Consider the following 14,089-nt stretch of genomic DNA (forward strand, 5'->3'; position numbering starts at 1 on the left):
CTCAGACGTCGAAGACGGTGTCGTAGGGCTCATCGTCGTCCGCCGGTGTCGGCCGTCGTCGTGGCTGTTTCTGGGGCTGCGCCTGGGGTTGTGGCTGGTGGGCGAGCCGTCTCCCGGCGGCGACGGCCTCCCGGATGGCGGCGGTGATGGTCCGGCTGAGCGTGACGGCGTCGAACCGCATGGCTTCGGGCGCGAGCCGCACCTCGCTGACGACCCCACCGGCCCCGGCGAGCACGGTGACGCTCCGATCCGGCGAGACGACGGTCGTGTGGTTGCTGCTGGCGATGCCCGCGAGGAGGCGCTGGTTTTCGGCCTTGCGGTCTTCGATCTGCTTGAGCTGCCAGCGCATTTCCTCGATCAGCTGCGCGTTGTCGCTCATGCGTATCCCCCCGGACGGTGTGGCGTGTAGAAGAACTCGTAGTAGCTGCCGAACCGGTGATAAGCCATGGAGTAGCCCCGGCTCCGGGCGACCCAGAGGAGGTCAGCCTGCGGCACGCTGAACTCCACCGCCCGGATGGTGACCTTGTTCCGCCCGTCCAGCCGGGCGGCCAGGCGAGCCAGTTGCTGTTCCCGCGGTTGCCCCCGTCGGTTCAGCCGGACGATCATCAACGTCACCACGAGGGCGAAGCCGCTTCCGGTAAGCAGGATCACGAGCAAGGCGAACCAGGGCCCGGCCGAATTGCTCACCGCCCCGCCTCCCCGCTGCGGAGGCTCCACGCGACCTTCGCCGTCGCGTCGGCGATCGCGGGCCAGGCGTCCTCCGAACTCGCGACCACCGAGAGGATCACCACGGACCGCCCGTCGGGCAGCGGGATCTGGTACTCCGCCTTGATCTGCGTGCGCACATCCTGCTCGGGCAGGTGGAACTCACCACCGCTGATCGCCACGACGGCCGGCCCGATCGGCAGCCGGACCGGCTGCACGACCGCGCGCTTGTGCCGCCCGCGGTACTGCTCGGCCAGGGCCGCCACCACGGCGTCACGGTTCCCGGGCGCGGTGTCCGGCCACTGCGCCACGCCGAGCGTCAGGGTCGCGACATCACCTTTTCGGGGGCCGACGGCGAACTTGCCGAACACGCGGATGCCGTTGGCCTGCATCGTCGGCACCAGCGCCATCAGGTAGCTGCCGAACTCCTCGACGCTCTTCCCCGCACCGGCCGCGACGTTCTCGGCGACCATCCAGGCGTGGCTGCGGTTCATCTTGTCGTCGCGGCCCACCGGCATGCCGGCGAAGCCCGGCGGGAGGTCGATCTGCAGCGGCATCAGTTCCACACCTCGTCTTCCGCCCGCTGACGAGCCCGCCCGGGTGCGTTGTCAGCCTGTATGCCTGCTTCGGCGGCGTTCCAATACGCCACACCCGCCGGCGCGAAGACGGCAGCGGCGGCCTGGTTCATGTCTTTCGGCAGCCAGTAGTTCTTGAAGTCGTCGATGGGACCCTCGAAGTTCAACCCCGCCACCTCGGTGGTGGCGTCGGCCTGGAACTGGGCTCCCACCAGGCCCAGGCCGAGGGCCTTCACCCCGATCCCGGCACCTCCGGGAAGAGCCTCGCCGGCGATAGTGGTCACCGCACCGGCCAAATCGAACACGATGGTCTCGGGAGCAACATCCGCCCCGGCGGCACCCGCCACGAGGTGGCCGGTCGTAGCGCCCAGGCTGAATCCCACCGCGACCGCTCCGACGACCTCCTTGGCAGGATCGGGGAGACACTCGCTGACCACGCCGAGGACGTTGCCGACGTCACCACTCACGTCAGACAGCTTCGAGATCAGCTCGGCGTGGTCCTGCACGAAGTCCACAGCCTGATCCACCCCGTCGGCAAGGTTGTTCGTCAGGTCGCCGAGTGCCCCGCTCACCGCGTCGGTCAGCTTGTCGAGGACGTCCGGCTCGTCCGGCGCCAGCTCCTTCGCCTTCCGCAGCGCCTGCGCGACCCGGCCCGCCGCCTCCGCGTGCTCCCGCTGGAGCTGCCTCGCCGCGTCCTCGATGTTCTGGCAGCCGTCGATCGCGGCCTGGAGCTGCCGGCCCGCGTTGTCCAGGAGGCGCTGCGCGATCTGCAGGGTCTGCTGGTCCGGGAACGTCCGGTTGGCCAGCGCCAGGTCCGGGTTCGCACGTGCCTCCTCCGCTGCCTTCGCCGCCGCTTCCGCGCGTGCTTCCAGGTCGGCAGCGCGTTTCTGCAGGTCGCCGAGGTCGCGGGACCAGCCTTCGAGCGCGTCCGCGGCCTCGCCCATCGACCGGGCCGCACCCTCGAGGTACTTCGGCAGCGGACCGATGCGCCGCGCGAAGGCCTCGCTCGCCTCGCCCTGCCAGATGCCCTGCTTCCGGACGATCCGCCGGAGCGAATCGTCGGCCTCCGTCAGGTCTGTGCTCACCGCCCGGTACTTGCCGGCCAGGTCGGTGATGCCGTCCAGCTCGCCCGGCGCGGGGTCGAAGCCCAGGGCCGGGAACTCACGGGCGCTCACCGGTCGCCGCCGTTCAGGATGTCGGTGATGCCGGCGCCAGGGCGGTCACCGGCCAGATCGTTAATCCCCGGAACGCCGCCGGTGACCCCGCCACCGACCATCCCGCGGCCCGGATCCCGCGGGTCGACGCCCGGTAAGCCGCCCGTGCCCGGGCCCTTCCCCGCGGCCAGATCGTTGATCCCCGGAACACCGCCGGTGACCCCACCGCCGACCTTGCCGTCACGGTCGCCGACCGGGGCACCACCGCCGCCCAGTACCGCCGAGCCGAACTTCGACAGCTGGTCGCCGAACTCCGCCTCGATCCGCTCGTACTTCTGCTTCGCCTGCTTCAGGCGTTCCGTGACGCCCGAAGCCGCTTCGCCGAGGCGGCCGATCCCGTAGCCCCAGGCCTCTTCGAACTCGACGCCCGCCTTGCCCAGCTCCTCCGTCCCGAGCGAGCCGAACGCTCCGCCGCCGCCGAGCTTCTTGTTCGCGTCGGCCATCCGGTCCGCCGCCGTGCCGAGGTCGTCGATGAGCTTGCCCAGCTCGTCGACCTTCACCGCATACCCGTCCACGCGCCACCCTCCCCTGTGGTCTCGTCAACGGTAAGACGGATGTCAACGCTCCGCGGTTTCGCCGTCACCCGAAGGAGCTAACAAAAAAGGCCACCGCCGGGCCGCGAAGCCCGGCGGTGGCCTTTCCGTCAACCGGCTAATGCCTGGTCAGCAACTGCTCCAGGCAGTCGAGCAGGTCGTAGATGCCGTCCTCGAACGCGTTGCCCGCGCTCGGCCGGAACCGGATCACCTGCGGGTCGTGGTCGCTGGCCTGGTCGGCGAACTCCGCGTTGATGTGGACGACGTCGTAGTCCACCCCGCGCGGCGCCTTCGACGCCAGGATGTGGTCCAGCACCTGCGACTGGCCCTCGAACACGTAGCTGTACCGCTCGGCTTCCGGCACCGACGCGATCAGGTCCTTCAGCGCGCCACCGGCGGTCAGCGTCTGGACCGCGGGCGAGAACGGGTAGTCGTTCAGGTCGCCCGCCACGACGATGTTCGCGTTGCGGTCGGCTGCCAGCAAAGAGTCGACGAAGCCGCGAAGCACCGTGGCCTGCTTTGCCCGCTGCACCTCGGAACTGCGCGTCGGAGGCTGGAACCGGCCGTGCGTCGGCTGGTCACCGCCCTTGGAGTTGAAGTGGTTGGCGATGACGAACACCGTGCGGCCCTTGAAGACGAACTCGCCGGCCAGCGGCTTGCGGCTGGTCGTCCAGGCCTCGTTGGCCGGGTCGACGCGGCCGGGCGAGAACGTCAGGTGCGCTTTGCCGTGCTCGCGCACCACGCCGACCGAAGTCGTCGACGTGCCACCTGGACGGTCCACAAAGGACACACGGGCCGGGTTGAACAGGAACGCGACGCGGATGTTGCCGCCCGGCTGACCACCGTCCTGGTCGTTCACCGGGTCGATCGAGCGCCACTCATAGCGCGGGCCGCCCTTGGCGACGATGGCGTCGGTGAACTTCTGCAGCGTCTGGTCCGCCGCGACCGTGCCGTCGTCGGTGGCGCCCGAGTTGTCCTGGATCTCCTCCAGGTTCACGATGTCCGGCGTCGCCAGGTGCGTCACGATCGCCTCGCCGAGCCGGTCGTACTTCGCCTGCGGGTCACCCGGAGCCAGGTTCTCGACGTTGTACGTCGCGACCGCGAGCTCGCCGGAACGCTGCTTGCGCGTGGTCTCGCCCTGCAGCCCGTTGTCCTTCTCGGTGCCGAGCACACTGGCGAACAGCGTGTAGCCGCCGAAGTTGCTGTACTCGACCGGGCCCGACGTGGTGCCGGTCAGCACGTCACCGACGTTGAGCTTCGGGAACGGCCGCTCGGCGAACGGGATCAGCGACGAAACCTTCATGACGCCGCTGTTGAGCTGGTCGTAACCCAGGTAGACGCTGCCGCCGCGCACGGACTCGTGCTGGTCCGGCTTCGACGTCACGTACAGCTCGTTGAACGAGTTCGTCGGGCCGACGACGCGCGCGTCGCTGATCGAAACGATCTCGCTCTCGTGCGCCTCCCAGAAGTCGAGCGCGTACTTCGACGGCTCCAGCGTGAGCGGCTCGATGTTCCCGCCGGGCGACGGCGCGTACGTCGTCGGCACGGTGTCCGGGTTCAGCACCGTCGGCGCCGGGAGGGCGTTCCCGTGCGAGTCGACCGTCCACTGTGCACTGCTCAGCTCGGTGAGCGACTGGTAGTTCGACGTCGCGGGCGCGTCCGGGTAGAACTCGCGGACGGTGCCGGTCGCGGTCACCGCGTCGCCGACCGCGACGGCCGGGCTGGTCGAGCCGGTGAAGACGAACAGACCCTCGCTGGTGCGCGGGTCGGTGTCCGGGTTCGGGTCGGTGAGCCAGAAACCGCGCGACGAGCCGAACGTCCGGGTCGCGGTGACGACGCCGGTGACGCCGCTGACCTTCTTGTCCTTGAAGGGCGAAATCCGCGTGGTGCCCTGGATGTCGTGGATCTTCGCCGGGGCCGGCGCGGGGCCGGGGTCCCCGCCGGCCGACTCGCCCGCGGTGTTGGTCGGGGTCGGCTCGCCGACGGTGAAGTCGGCGGCGTTGTCGTCGGTGTCGGCGAGCGCCGTGCCGCGCGCGACGGACGTCGTGTTCGAAGGCGCCGCGGTCGGGTTGCCCTCGCGCACGGTCGCCGCGCCGAAGCCGACGAGGTCCTTGATCCGCGTGTCGGCAGCGCAGTCGGCGGCGGTCTTGCAGGTCAGCGCGGTGGTGCCGGAGACGAGGGCGACCGTGCCGGCGGTCGCCGACATCGCGATCGCGCCGGTCGCGTCCGGCGTGGGCAGCGCGACGGTGCCGCCGGAACCCTTGCCCTCGGCCACGAGGTAACGCCCGCCCGGCGCGACGCTGCCGGCCAGCGGCGTCACCTGCCAGGTGCTCGACGGGCTCGCCGAACCGGGCAGGTACTGGACGCTGAAGCCGGCCAGGCTCGTGGCCGCCGCGCCGTGGTTGGCGAGCTCGACGAAGTCGCTGGTGAGCGTCGCTCCGGAGTTGCCCCCACCGCCGTAGACCTCGGCGATGACCGCGTCGGCGCTGGGTGTGGCGAGCGCCGCCGGTGCCGTCACGCCGCCGAGCACCAGGCCCGACGCGACGGCCACCGTGAAGGCGGCCTTGGATCTGTGGGTCTTGGTCACCCTGAGTCCCCTTTGTACTTGAACAGTCGTGGCATAGTCCCCCGAACAAGTGAGGAGGAGGAAGACAAAGATGCAACGATTCGTAACAACTACTTTCGTCGTCACTCACTCGGCAGAGCAGGTTTCGTGATCACGCTCGTCCTCGGCGGAGACGTCGACATCAAGGCCCGCGCGATGCCGTCGGCCGCGTTCGCCCGGCTGGAGCCGCTGCTCAAGGGCGCCGACCTCCGGTTCGCGAACCTCGAAGGACCCGTCGACGCGGCGATGGCCGGCACGCTGAAGTCGACCGGGATCGACGTCGTCTCGATCGCCAACGACGCCTCCCACCCGCCGGCCACCACCGCGGTCCTCGACCACGCCGCGATCGCGCACTGCGGCGCGGGCGCGAACCTCGACTCCGCGCACGCACCCGCGGTACTCGAGCGGTCCGGGACGAAGGTCGCTTTCCTCGCGTACACCTCGCTTCGCCTCCCCGGCCAAGCGGCGAAGCCGGACGCCCCAGGCGTCGCGCAAGCGTTTGCGACCACCGCTTACCAGCCCGATCCCCGCGTCGCGGAGATTCCGGGCCGCATGCCGCTGGTCCGCACGGCGCCGGTCCCCGAGCACCTCGACCGGCTCGTCGCCGACGTGAAGCGCGCGAAGGCCGCCAACGACCACGTCGTCGTCTCGATGCACTGGGGCCTGCCGGGGCCCGAACTGACCGAGTACCAGGTCACGTACGGGCGCGCGGCGATCGACGCCGGCGCCGACCTGGTCGCCGGGCACGGATCGCACACCATCCAGGCCGTCGAGGTGTACCGTGGCCGGCCGATCCTCTACGGCCTCGGCAACCTGGCCTCCGAGTGGCCGGACGGGCTCCTGGCCGGCTGCATGTTCGGCGACGAACCGCGGCTCGAGCTGATCCCGGTACGGCGGAACGCGGACAACGAGTGCGAGCCGCTCGCCGGGGAGGAAGCGGACAAGGTTCTGCGGTACGTCGCGGAGGTCTCGGCACTGCGTTCGACCACAGTGACGGTCCGGGACGGAATCGCGTCGGTACCCGTTGGCGCGTAACGGATCGCGCCCGTTCTGTGACAACCCGGCACCGGCTTGTCACCCATCCGGCGCATCTGCCTTAAATGAAGGTCAAGGGCCGGAACAACCGGTGCCCAGCGGCGGTACGGTCTGCGTGAGCCGCCGGAAATAGTGGCGCAGACCACTCCCGACAGCTCAGGCCGGCACGACGCGGGGGGAGGGAGAACGATCATGTGGGGGCTGATTGTTCTCAGCTGCGTGTTCGTGCTGGTGCTGGGGATAGCCGCGGTCGTGGACCTCCGGGACCACGACCGCGGCGAACACCGGGTCTAGCGCACCGCCTGCCTTCCCTTGTAGCGACCGAGGAGGGTGCGCGCGCCGGCCACCGCCGCTCGCCCGGCGCCCTTCGCGCTCGCAGCGAGGACCGTCGTCCAGTCGAAGTAGTCCCGCCAAAGCACGATCCGACCGCCCTCGACCTCGAACGTGCCACACACCCAGAACTCCGCTTCCCACGCACCGCGGCGCAGCACGTCGGTGCGCTCGGTGAGCACCACGTTGCCGTCCGCGGCGATGTGGTGCGTCCGCGCCTCGAACCCGGAGCCGTACTTGGCCATGATGCGCAGCTGTTTTTCGAACGCCGCGACGCCGCGGGCGGGCGGCAACGGCACGTTCTGGTACACGATGTCGCTCGCCACGAACGTCAGCGCGCGGTCGACGTCGAGGTCTTCGAGGGCCTTGAGGAAACCGGTCACCACTACCCGGGGTTCATCGGTCATGACCCCAGGCTACGGCTCAGTACGGCCGGTCGCCCGCGATGGCGACGCGCTCCGCGATCCGGACGTGCGGGTGGTAGTCGTTGACCGCGTAGTGCTGCGTCGCGCGGTTGTCCCAGAACGCGACCGAGTTCGGCCGCCAGCTGAACCGGACCTGGAATTCGGGCGTGTGAGCCTGCAGGAACAGGTACCGCAGCAGCCGGTCGCTCTCGGCCCGGTCCAGGCCGACGATGTGCGTGGTGAACGCTTGGTTGACGAACAGGGTGCGCCGCCCGGTCTCCGGGTGCGTCCGGACCACCGGGTGCTCGACCGGCGGGAAGCGGTCCTGCCACCGGGCCAGCAGGGCCGGGTCGGCGAAGCGGGCGAAGCCGGGGAGGTAGTCGTGCACGGCGGTGAGCCCGTCGATGCGGGCGCGGACGTCTTCGGGCAGGTTGTCGTAGGCGGCGGCCATGTCGGCCCAGATCGTGTCGCCGCCGACCGGCGGGACCTCGATCAGCCGCAGCACCGAGCCGAGCGCCGGGTTCGGCCGCCAGGTGACGTCGGTGTGCCAGATGTTCTCGTAACCGGGCATCGCGGCGGTCCGCTCGAAGCGCGTGACGGCGTCGTCGTCGCCCTTCGGGATGAACGGGTTGGTCTCCAGCTCGCCCCAGTTCGCGGCGAACGCGCGCTGCTGCGCCGAGGTGATCCGCTGGTCGCGGAAGAAGATCACCTTCCACTCGAGCAGGGCGCGGTTGAGCTCCGCACGCAGTTCGGGGCTCACCGGCGCGCCCAGGTCGACGCCGCCGATCTCGGCGCCGATCACCCGGCCCAGCGGGCGGATCGTGAACAGCTCGTACTCTTCCCGCGGTTCTCGCAGGAGCCGGGGGCCTTCGAAGATGCCATCCGCGGGCGTGACGGCCTCGCGCAGCGGAATCCGGGCAGGGAGATCTACGGACATGGTTGTGCTCCAAGGGTTTTCGGGAGAATGCGGACGCCGGTCTCGCGTCAGGCAGGAGGCGAGCCCAGGCGGCCGCGGCGCAGCAGCAGCTCCACGACGCCTTCCCCGATCGACCACTCGATGGCCCGGATCGGCGTGCTTTCCGAGGTGACGGGCATGCGTTCATGGTCGCTTTCTTCCCGGCCCGCGGTCAAGACGTCCACTGGGTGGAACGCGGTCAACGCCGCAGGTCACCGCGATGCGGGCCGCGCGGGAGCATGAGGCAAGATCTTCCACGATCAGGTGAGCGCCCTTGACGACGGAGGTTCCCATGCCGGAAGGCAGAGGCTCGCGGATCGGCAGTGACAACCCGGAGCTCGGGCCCGGGGGCTTCCCCATCCGGCACCCCGCGAAGAAGCCCGACCGGCTGCGCGCCGCGGCCGACCTGCTCGACCAGGCGGCGGCCGCCGGCGACAAGGCGGCCGGCCGGTACGCCGAAGCCCGCGTCGATTCGACGCCGTTCGGCATCTCGCCGCAGGCACGCGAACTGGCGGCGCGCTGGGCAGCGGCGCTGGCGGCCCGTGAGGCGGACGCGCGCGTCCTCGGCGACGCGACGTCGGACCTGGCGGGCCGGCTGCGCATGTCGGCGGGGAACACCCGGAGCACTGGCTTCCGGGGGCGGTTAGCGGTGGCGCCGTGACCGTCGAGGTCTTCGAGCACCCGGCACTGTCGTCGGCCGCGGCTCGGCTGTCCGCGTTGCGCGCGGCGGCCGGACGTCTCGGCGTCCCCGACCCGGTCGCGGCCCTGCGGCACCTCGACTGCTCACCCGCCTCGATCCGCGCGTCCGCCTCGGCGGTCGACACCGGCGCGCTGGCGGTGACCGCCGCGCAGACGGAGTTCCGCGCCGGCGCCGACCACGCGGAAAACGGTGGCAGCACCGAGGCTTTCGGCACGTGGGCGGACACAGTGGACGGTCAGTACATGGCGGCGGCCCGCGCGGCGGCGTCGACGGCCGCGGTGGGCGTCCGGATCGCCGAGCGGCTGGACGAGCTGGCCGGTTCGGTGTCGTCGGAGGTGTCCGAGATCGCCGCCTCCGCCGAGCCTTCGGTGGCGGCGGTGCTGACGGGCGACCGGTCCGCCGAGGTGGTGAGCGAGGTCAGCGCCGCGTGCACCGCCGTGATCCGTGCGGTGCAGGAGAAAGTCGCGGCGCTGGCCGAGCTCGCGGCGGAGCTGGAGCCGTTGACGGCCCCCGCCGTCCAGCTCAGCTGAAGTGCTCCCGCGCCCATTCCGCGAAGGTCCGCGCTGGATGCCCGCTGACCCGGGCAACGTCCGGTGAGACGGGTTCCGGTTCCTCGACGAGCGACGCCCAGTGGTTCAGCGCGCTCTCCGCGAATTCCTCGCCCATGGAGAGAGCCAGCTGCGTTTTCGCTTCCTCTCGAGGCTGTTCTTCCCACCGGACGGGCTTCCCGAGCGCTTCGCCGATCAACCGGGCCTGCTCGGCCTGGGTGAGGGCTTCCGGGCCGGTGACGAGGTAGCGCCGCTTGGCGTGGCCGTCCTCGGTTAGTGCTTTGACGGCCATGCCGGCGACGTCGCGTTCGTGGACGAGAGACCGCTTCGCCTGGCCGTACGGCCCTCGGACGACGCCGGCGCGCGCCTGCTCGGCCCAGCCGAGGGCGTTGGTGGCGAGCCCGGTGACGCGGAGGAAGGTCCAGTCGTCGGTGACCTCTTCGACGGCGGCTTCGACGTCTCCCCACACGCCGCCCGCATCGGCGGACATCGCGGAGAGGTAGACGATTCTCTTGCCCTTGAAGGGTTCCACGGCTTTCTTGATGCCTTCGGCGGCGAAGAAGGGCCAGAGAAGGTAGACGGCGTCGACCCCCTCGGCGGCTCGGGCGGGATCGGTGATGTCGCCCTGGACGACGTCGACGCCTTCGGGTGCCTTCGCGGGATCCCGGACGAGAACTCTCGTGGCGACGCCCGCGGCTTTCAACCCGGCGACGACGTGCCGTCCGGAGTGGCCGGTGGCCCCGGTGACGAGAACGGTCATGCTGCACTCCTCTTGATCAGCTGGTACCGGCCACGGTCACACTTCAAGAGCCCTTCAAGTCAAGGTTCTCTACGATCGGTCTCCGAAGGAACCGGTACGGATTGCGGACGAGGGGCGGCTGATGGATCTGACTCTCACCCGGTTCGAGGGTGACACGCTCCACGCGGTCCACGATTTGATTGGTCGCGGCCAACCGCTGATCATCGTGGCCAACAGGTCAGCCTGGGAGAAAGTAAGCGAGGGAGCAGACCCGGAGGAGGTCTCCCGAACGGTGATAACACGCCCGACGGGGAACTTCTCCGTCGTCCGGGCCGATCTCAATTTCGTCCGGGCCGAGCCCGAATCGCTGGCCCGGTCGATCGGGAATCTGGACGCTGATGCCGTTGCGCTGCGCAAGCCGGAGAACTGGGCGGATGCGGATTTGTCGGCATTGGTGGAACTCCTCCTCCGCCACGGTCGGCCGGTCGTCTTCTTCGTGGGCCGGACAGCTCGGCTCGGCGTCTTGGCGACGCTCACCCCTCCCGCCGTCCTGATCAGCCCGCTGTCGCAGAACGTGGTTCTGGTCGGCACTCTGTCGGGCTCGCCGCTCGCGCTTCCGCAGCCGGTCGAGTGGCTGGAGCAAGAGCTTGCGGACGATCCTCCGCCCCTGGCCGTCGAGCACGTGGACGATCCTCAAGGCCTGTCCATCGAGCATATCTTCGATCTTTACGCCGGCCGGCTGGTAGCGCGCAATGTCGATCTCCCCATCGTGCTGGATTGGTGGACCAGCTACGGCTCCGGCGAGGGCAGCGGTTACCCAGTCGGCCGGGTGCCGGAACATTCCGCCGAGCCGCCCGAGTTCGACGGGAAACCGCCCCAGCCCGCCGTGCGACAGCCGGAAGCACGCAGTGTCAACGCGCTGATCGTCCGCCCCGGCACCGAAGTGCCGGTGCCCGCGGACGAGCCGATGGAACCGGCCGGCGACTACGAACTGCTGGTGAACATAGCCGCGTACCGAACGGCGAGCCTGCTCGCCGAAACCGACTCGCGCTGGCCGAGCGAGCCGCTGCCGAGCGGTGACCTCGTGCTGCGGGCCCTGCTGAGCATGGACGGCGAAGCCGAGCCACAGATCGCCCGCTTCACCTTGCCGAGCGATCGGGCGAGCTTCGCCTGCGCCTGTCCGGACGACGGACATACACGCGACTGCGTGCCGCGGCGCTGGGTGCGGTTCTCCCTCACTGCTCCGGCCAAGCCGGTCGTGTGGACCGGCGAGCTGGTCGTCTACTACGGGGTGGTCGCCGTGCACGCGCAGCGGTTGTTCCTGCCCGTCGGCACGGCGGCCACCGATGGAATGCACTCCCGGCTCGTCTACCGGCTCACGCGCACGTTCGCCGACCTCGGCTCGCTGGCCGAGCGCACGGTGAGCGTGCTGGTCACCGACCGTAGCTCACGCACCTTGGTCAACGGCGTCACCTTCGCCCGGAACCCGGCGTGGATCAGTGCGAACGCCGCCGACAACGCGGTTCGCGCGGCTCGGCAGCTGCTTTACGACCTGCATCTCTCCGACGGCCGAAGCACGCTTGACGGGAACTACGGGAAATCCGCCGCGGAGTTCACCGCCGACCTGGCCGCCCTGGCTTGTCAGGGCGCGGTCCTCTTCGAGCGGCTGTTCCGCGACAACGACGTTTTCGACACCCTGCCGGAGCTGATCCGGCACGAAGCCGTCGCCAGGAACCGGCCGGCGGTGCTCAACGTCGCCGACCCGACGATCAGCGACCCGGACCGCCGGCACCCCGTCCCGTGGTCGCTGATCTACGACCTGCCCATGCCGCAGGACCCGCGTGGCGCGTACGAAATATGCCCGTCGGTGCGACGATTCGGTCCAGGGGGAACCGAGGAAACGATTCCGCCGCATTGCCCCGAAGGCGACCACACCGGCAATGTCCTGTGCCCGTTCGGGTTCTGGGGTCTGTCCGCCATAATCGAACAACCGGCGAGCACGGATTCGCTGGTGTGGCACGTTTTCGACGACGCGAAGCCGATGCAGGTCGAAGTGGCGGCCGACCCCCGGCTGGACCCCGAGCTGAGCGCCCGGCATCTCGCCGCACTCGAAACCGCGCTGCCACGCGGAACTGTCCACCTGTCGACCATCGAGTCGGCACAGCAGCTGGCGGACGCGCTCGCCCTCGAAACGATGGACGTCGCCTACCTTTACTGCCACGGCGGGTACCACAAGGTGGCCACCAACGCGCTGCCGTCGCCCGTGTTGCGGTTCGGCGCGAGCGTGCTCGACCCGGTCACGGTCGCGAACTGGCGCCGCGACGGCCGGTGGCCCCGACCGCACTGGCCGTCCCGCAAGCCACTGATCGTCCTCAACGGCTGCCACACCGCCGAACTCACCACCGCGACGCTTTCCAACTTCGTCGACGCGTTCGCCAACCGCGCCGGGGCCGCCGGCGTGATCGGCACGGAAATCACCATCGAACAAGGCATGGCGGGGTGGGCCATGGAAGAACTGCTCCGGTCGCTCGTCGACGGAGCCGGCGTGGGGCAGGCACTGCGCGCCCTGCGTTGGCGAATGATCAATCGCGGCAACGTGATGGGCCTGGCTTACACGCTGTACTGTGTGGCCGGCTTGCGCCTTCGCCCACAGGGACTCACGCTCAAGGAGCCAACATGACCGTCGTCGGAGGCCTGGTTTTCGGCCTGGTGGTCGGTTTCATCACCTACCGGACCCTCGTCCGCACCACCCCCAACGCGGCGATCACCGACCTCGCCGCCGTCATCAGCGCCATCGGCGGCGGCGCCGTCACGAGCCTGTACAACCCGACCAGCGCCGCATTCGCGTGGTACGCCATCGGCTTGGCCGTGGGGATGGGCACGTTCTTCTTCGCCTACTGGAAGCTGAACGGCAAAGCCGCGCTCGCCAAGGTGATGAACGGCGACACGACGGTGCTCACCCGGCGGCCCACCTCCGGCGGCAACTCCGACGACGGCCCGCAGGCTTGACCACGGGCCGCTCGAACCCGGGAGACGACCGGACCCCCGGCCAGCTGGGCTGACCGGGGGTCCGGATCGAATCGAGCGGTGGCGGTGGGATTTGAACCCACGGACGGGATTAAACCGTCACACGATTTCAAGTTCCGAGCCTACCTGTCCGGAGCGGTTCGAACGGATACATTTCCGCAGGTCAACGCGACCTCTGCAACACCAGCGCCGCGCCGAACCGGCACGAACTGAGACGCCGTCTGAGACCCCCGGAGCTGGCCACGAGCGACCTGGGTGCCGGGCAGCTCACCTCGCCCGTCGTCAGGTCGAGATCTCCAGGCCCAGCGCCCAGCGCCGAACATGAAAGTGGCCTCGCACATCGTGCGAGGCCACTTCAAGCCGATGGGCGCCCGGGCCATCGGGCGTTTCCATCGAGGCTCCCCAGCTGCTCGGCTCTAGTCCAGAACGTGCCCCGGGTCGCCGACGCAGCATACCGAGAATGTGGTCGCTCTGGCAGTGGTCGCCCAGAGCGTCTACCTGCGTCGTTGGACACGAGACACCCGTCTGGCGTGCACAGTGCGCCATGCGATGAGACACCGTCGTTGGACGCGGTATGTGCCTCATGGCACACAAGTAGGCAGTCGTTAGACATCGCGAAGAGCCGACTCGGCTGGGATTCTGATCCGGCCGCCGTATCCGATGGCGCTTCCCGCGCTATGCGCTGGACACCAAAATCGGCGTGCCTACCGCCACTGCTG

14 protein-coding genes are annotated in these 14,089 nt (G+C 69.7%); 5 read left to right on the forward strand and 9 right to left on the reverse strand.

Annotated features, from left to right (window positions below; translation table 11 throughout):
• Nucleotide 1: 1 nt before the first annotated feature.
• From AB0G28_RS13790 to AB0G28_RS13815, 6 genes are all read right to left on the reverse strand, one after another.
• On the reverse strand, nt 2-379 hold the full coding sequence (locus tag AB0G28_RS13790; RefSeq protein WP_361087720.1) for a YbaB/EbfC family nucleoid-associated protein: 378 nt from the start codon (nt 377-379) through the stop codon (nt 2-4).
• On the reverse strand, nt 376-687 hold the full coding sequence (locus tag AB0G28_RS13795) for a hypothetical protein (RefSeq protein ID WP_361087723.1): 312 nt from the start codon (nt 685-687) through the stop codon (nt 376-378). Before AB0G28_RS13795 ends, AB0G28_RS13790 begins: the two co-directional genes overlap by 4 nt.
• Entirely contained in the window at nt 684-1,262 is a 579-nt protein-coding gene (locus tag AB0G28_RS13800; RefSeq protein ID WP_361087726.1) for a hypothetical protein, read from the reverse strand. The genes AB0G28_RS13795 and AB0G28_RS13800 overlap by 4 nt, the downstream gene beginning before the upstream one ends.
• A complete protein-coding gene (locus tag AB0G28_RS13805; RefSeq protein WP_361087729.1) occupies nt 1,262-2,455 on the reverse strand; it encodes a putative T7SS-secreted protein in 1,194 nt (397 codons plus the stop codon). Before AB0G28_RS13805 ends, AB0G28_RS13800 begins: the two co-directional genes overlap by 1 nt.
• Complete coding sequence (locus AB0G28_RS13810) at nt 2,452-3,009, reverse strand: hypothetical protein (protein ID WP_361087732.1); 558 nt, start codon at nt 3,007-3,009, stop codon at nt 2,452-2,454. Before AB0G28_RS13810 ends, AB0G28_RS13805 begins: the two co-directional genes overlap by 4 nt.
• A gap of 136 nt (nt 3,010-3,145) precedes the next feature.
• Nucleotides 3,146-5,614 carry an endonuclease/exonuclease/phosphatase family protein gene (locus tag AB0G28_RS13815; RefSeq protein WP_361087735.1) on the reverse strand — a complete coding sequence of 823 codons (2,469 nt, stop codon included), beginning with the start codon at nt 5,612-5,614 and terminating at the stop codon, nt 3,146-3,148.
• Between the two features lie 126 nt (nt 5,615-5,740).
• Here AB0G28_RS13815 and AB0G28_RS13820 point away from each other — a divergent pair, with 126 nt between their 5' ends.
• The gene (locus AB0G28_RS13820) at nt 5,741-6,667 is read left to right on the forward strand and encodes a CapA family protein (protein ID WP_361087738.1); all 927 of its coding nucleotides are present in this window, start codon (nt 5,741-5,743) and stop codon (nt 6,665-6,667) included.
• Between the two features lie 290 nt (nt 6,668-6,957).
• Here AB0G28_RS13820 and AB0G28_RS13825 read toward each other — a convergent pair whose 3' ends face one another.
• Nucleotides 6,958-7,404, reverse strand: a complete 447-nt coding sequence (locus tag AB0G28_RS13825) for a limonene-1,2-epoxide hydrolase family protein (RefSeq protein ID WP_361087741.1) — start codon at nt 7,402-7,404, stop codon at nt 6,958-6,960.
• A gap of 16 nt (nt 7,405-7,420) precedes the next feature.
• The gene (locus AB0G28_RS13830) at nt 7,421-8,338 is read right to left on the reverse strand and encodes a TauD/TfdA family dioxygenase (protein WP_361087744.1); all 918 of its coding nucleotides are present in this window, start codon (nt 8,336-8,338) and stop codon (nt 7,421-7,423) included.
• A 310-nt stretch (nt 8,339-8,648) separates the two neighbouring features.
• Here AB0G28_RS13830 and AB0G28_RS13835 point away from each other — a divergent pair, with 310 nt between their 5' ends.
• A complete protein-coding gene (locus AB0G28_RS13835) occupies nt 8,649-9,017 on the forward strand; it encodes a hypothetical protein (protein ID WP_361087747.1) in 369 nt (122 codons plus the stop codon).
• Nucleotides 9,014-9,586: a hypothetical protein gene (locus tag AB0G28_RS13840; RefSeq protein WP_361087750.1), complete on the forward strand. Its 573-nt coding sequence runs from the start codon at nt 9,014-9,016 to the stop codon at nt 9,584-9,586. The genes AB0G28_RS13835 and AB0G28_RS13840 overlap by 4 nt, the downstream gene beginning before the upstream one ends.
• Here the strand turns inward: AB0G28_RS13840 and AB0G28_RS13845 are convergent.
• Nucleotides 9,579-10,364, reverse strand: a complete 786-nt coding sequence (locus AB0G28_RS13845) for an NAD(P)H-binding protein (protein WP_361087753.1) — start codon at nt 10,362-10,364, stop codon at nt 9,579-9,581. The two genes, AB0G28_RS13840 and AB0G28_RS13845, sit on opposite strands and share 8 nt — an antisense overlap.
• Before the next feature lie 121 nt (nt 10,365-10,485).
• On the opposite strand from AB0G28_RS13845, the gene AB0G28_RS13850 reads away from it, so the two are divergent.
• Nucleotides 10,486-13,023, forward strand: a complete 2,538-nt coding sequence (locus AB0G28_RS13850; RefSeq protein ID WP_361087756.1) for a hypothetical protein — start codon at nt 10,486-10,488, stop codon at nt 13,021-13,023.
• Entirely contained in the window at nt 13,020-13,352 is a 333-nt protein-coding gene (locus AB0G28_RS13855; RefSeq protein ID WP_361087759.1) for a hypothetical protein, read from the forward strand. Before AB0G28_RS13850 ends, AB0G28_RS13855 begins: the two co-directional genes overlap by 4 nt.
• Nucleotides 13,353-14,089 lie beyond the last annotated feature (737 nt).

The organism is Amycolatopsis sp. NPDC021455, assembly GCF_040640995.1.
In the GTDB taxonomy this organism is placed as follows: Bacteria; Actinomycetota; Actinomycetes; order Mycobacteriales; family Pseudonocardiaceae; genus Amycolatopsis.

Excerpts from the sequence above, each read along its gene's own strand:
- AB0G28_RS13825 (WP_361087741.1), bottom strand. The coding sequence starts at position 7,404 with ATGACCGATGAACCCCGGGTAGTGGTGACCGGTTTCCTCAAGGCCCTC.
- AB0G28_RS13845 (WP_361087753.1), bottom strand. The coding sequence starts at position 10,364 with ATGACCGTTCTCGTCACCGGGGCCACCGGCCACTCCGGACGGCACGTC.
- AB0G28_RS13855 (WP_361087759.1), top strand. The coding sequence starts at position 13,020 with ATGACCGTCGTCGGAGGCCTGGTTTTCGGCCTGGTGGTCGGTTTCATC.
- AB0G28_RS13800 (WP_361087726.1), bottom strand. The coding sequence starts at position 1,262 with ATGCCGCTGCAGATCGACCTCCCGCCGGGCTTCGCCGGCATGCCGGTG.
- AB0G28_RS13790 (WP_361087720.1), bottom strand. The coding sequence starts at position 379 with ATGAGCGACAACGCGCAGCTGATCGAGGAAATGCGCTGGCAGCTCAAG.
- AB0G28_RS13850 (WP_361087756.1), top strand. The coding sequence starts at position 10,486 with ATGGATCTGACTCTCACCCGGTTCGAGGGTGACACGCTCCACGCGGTC.
- AB0G28_RS13830 (WP_361087744.1), bottom strand. The coding sequence starts at position 8,338 with ATGTCCGTAGATCTCCCTGCCCGGATTCCGCTGCGCGAGGCCGTCACG.
- AB0G28_RS13835 (WP_361087747.1), top strand. The coding sequence starts at position 8,649 with ATGCCGGAAGGCAGAGGCTCGCGGATCGGCAGTGACAACCCGGAGCTC.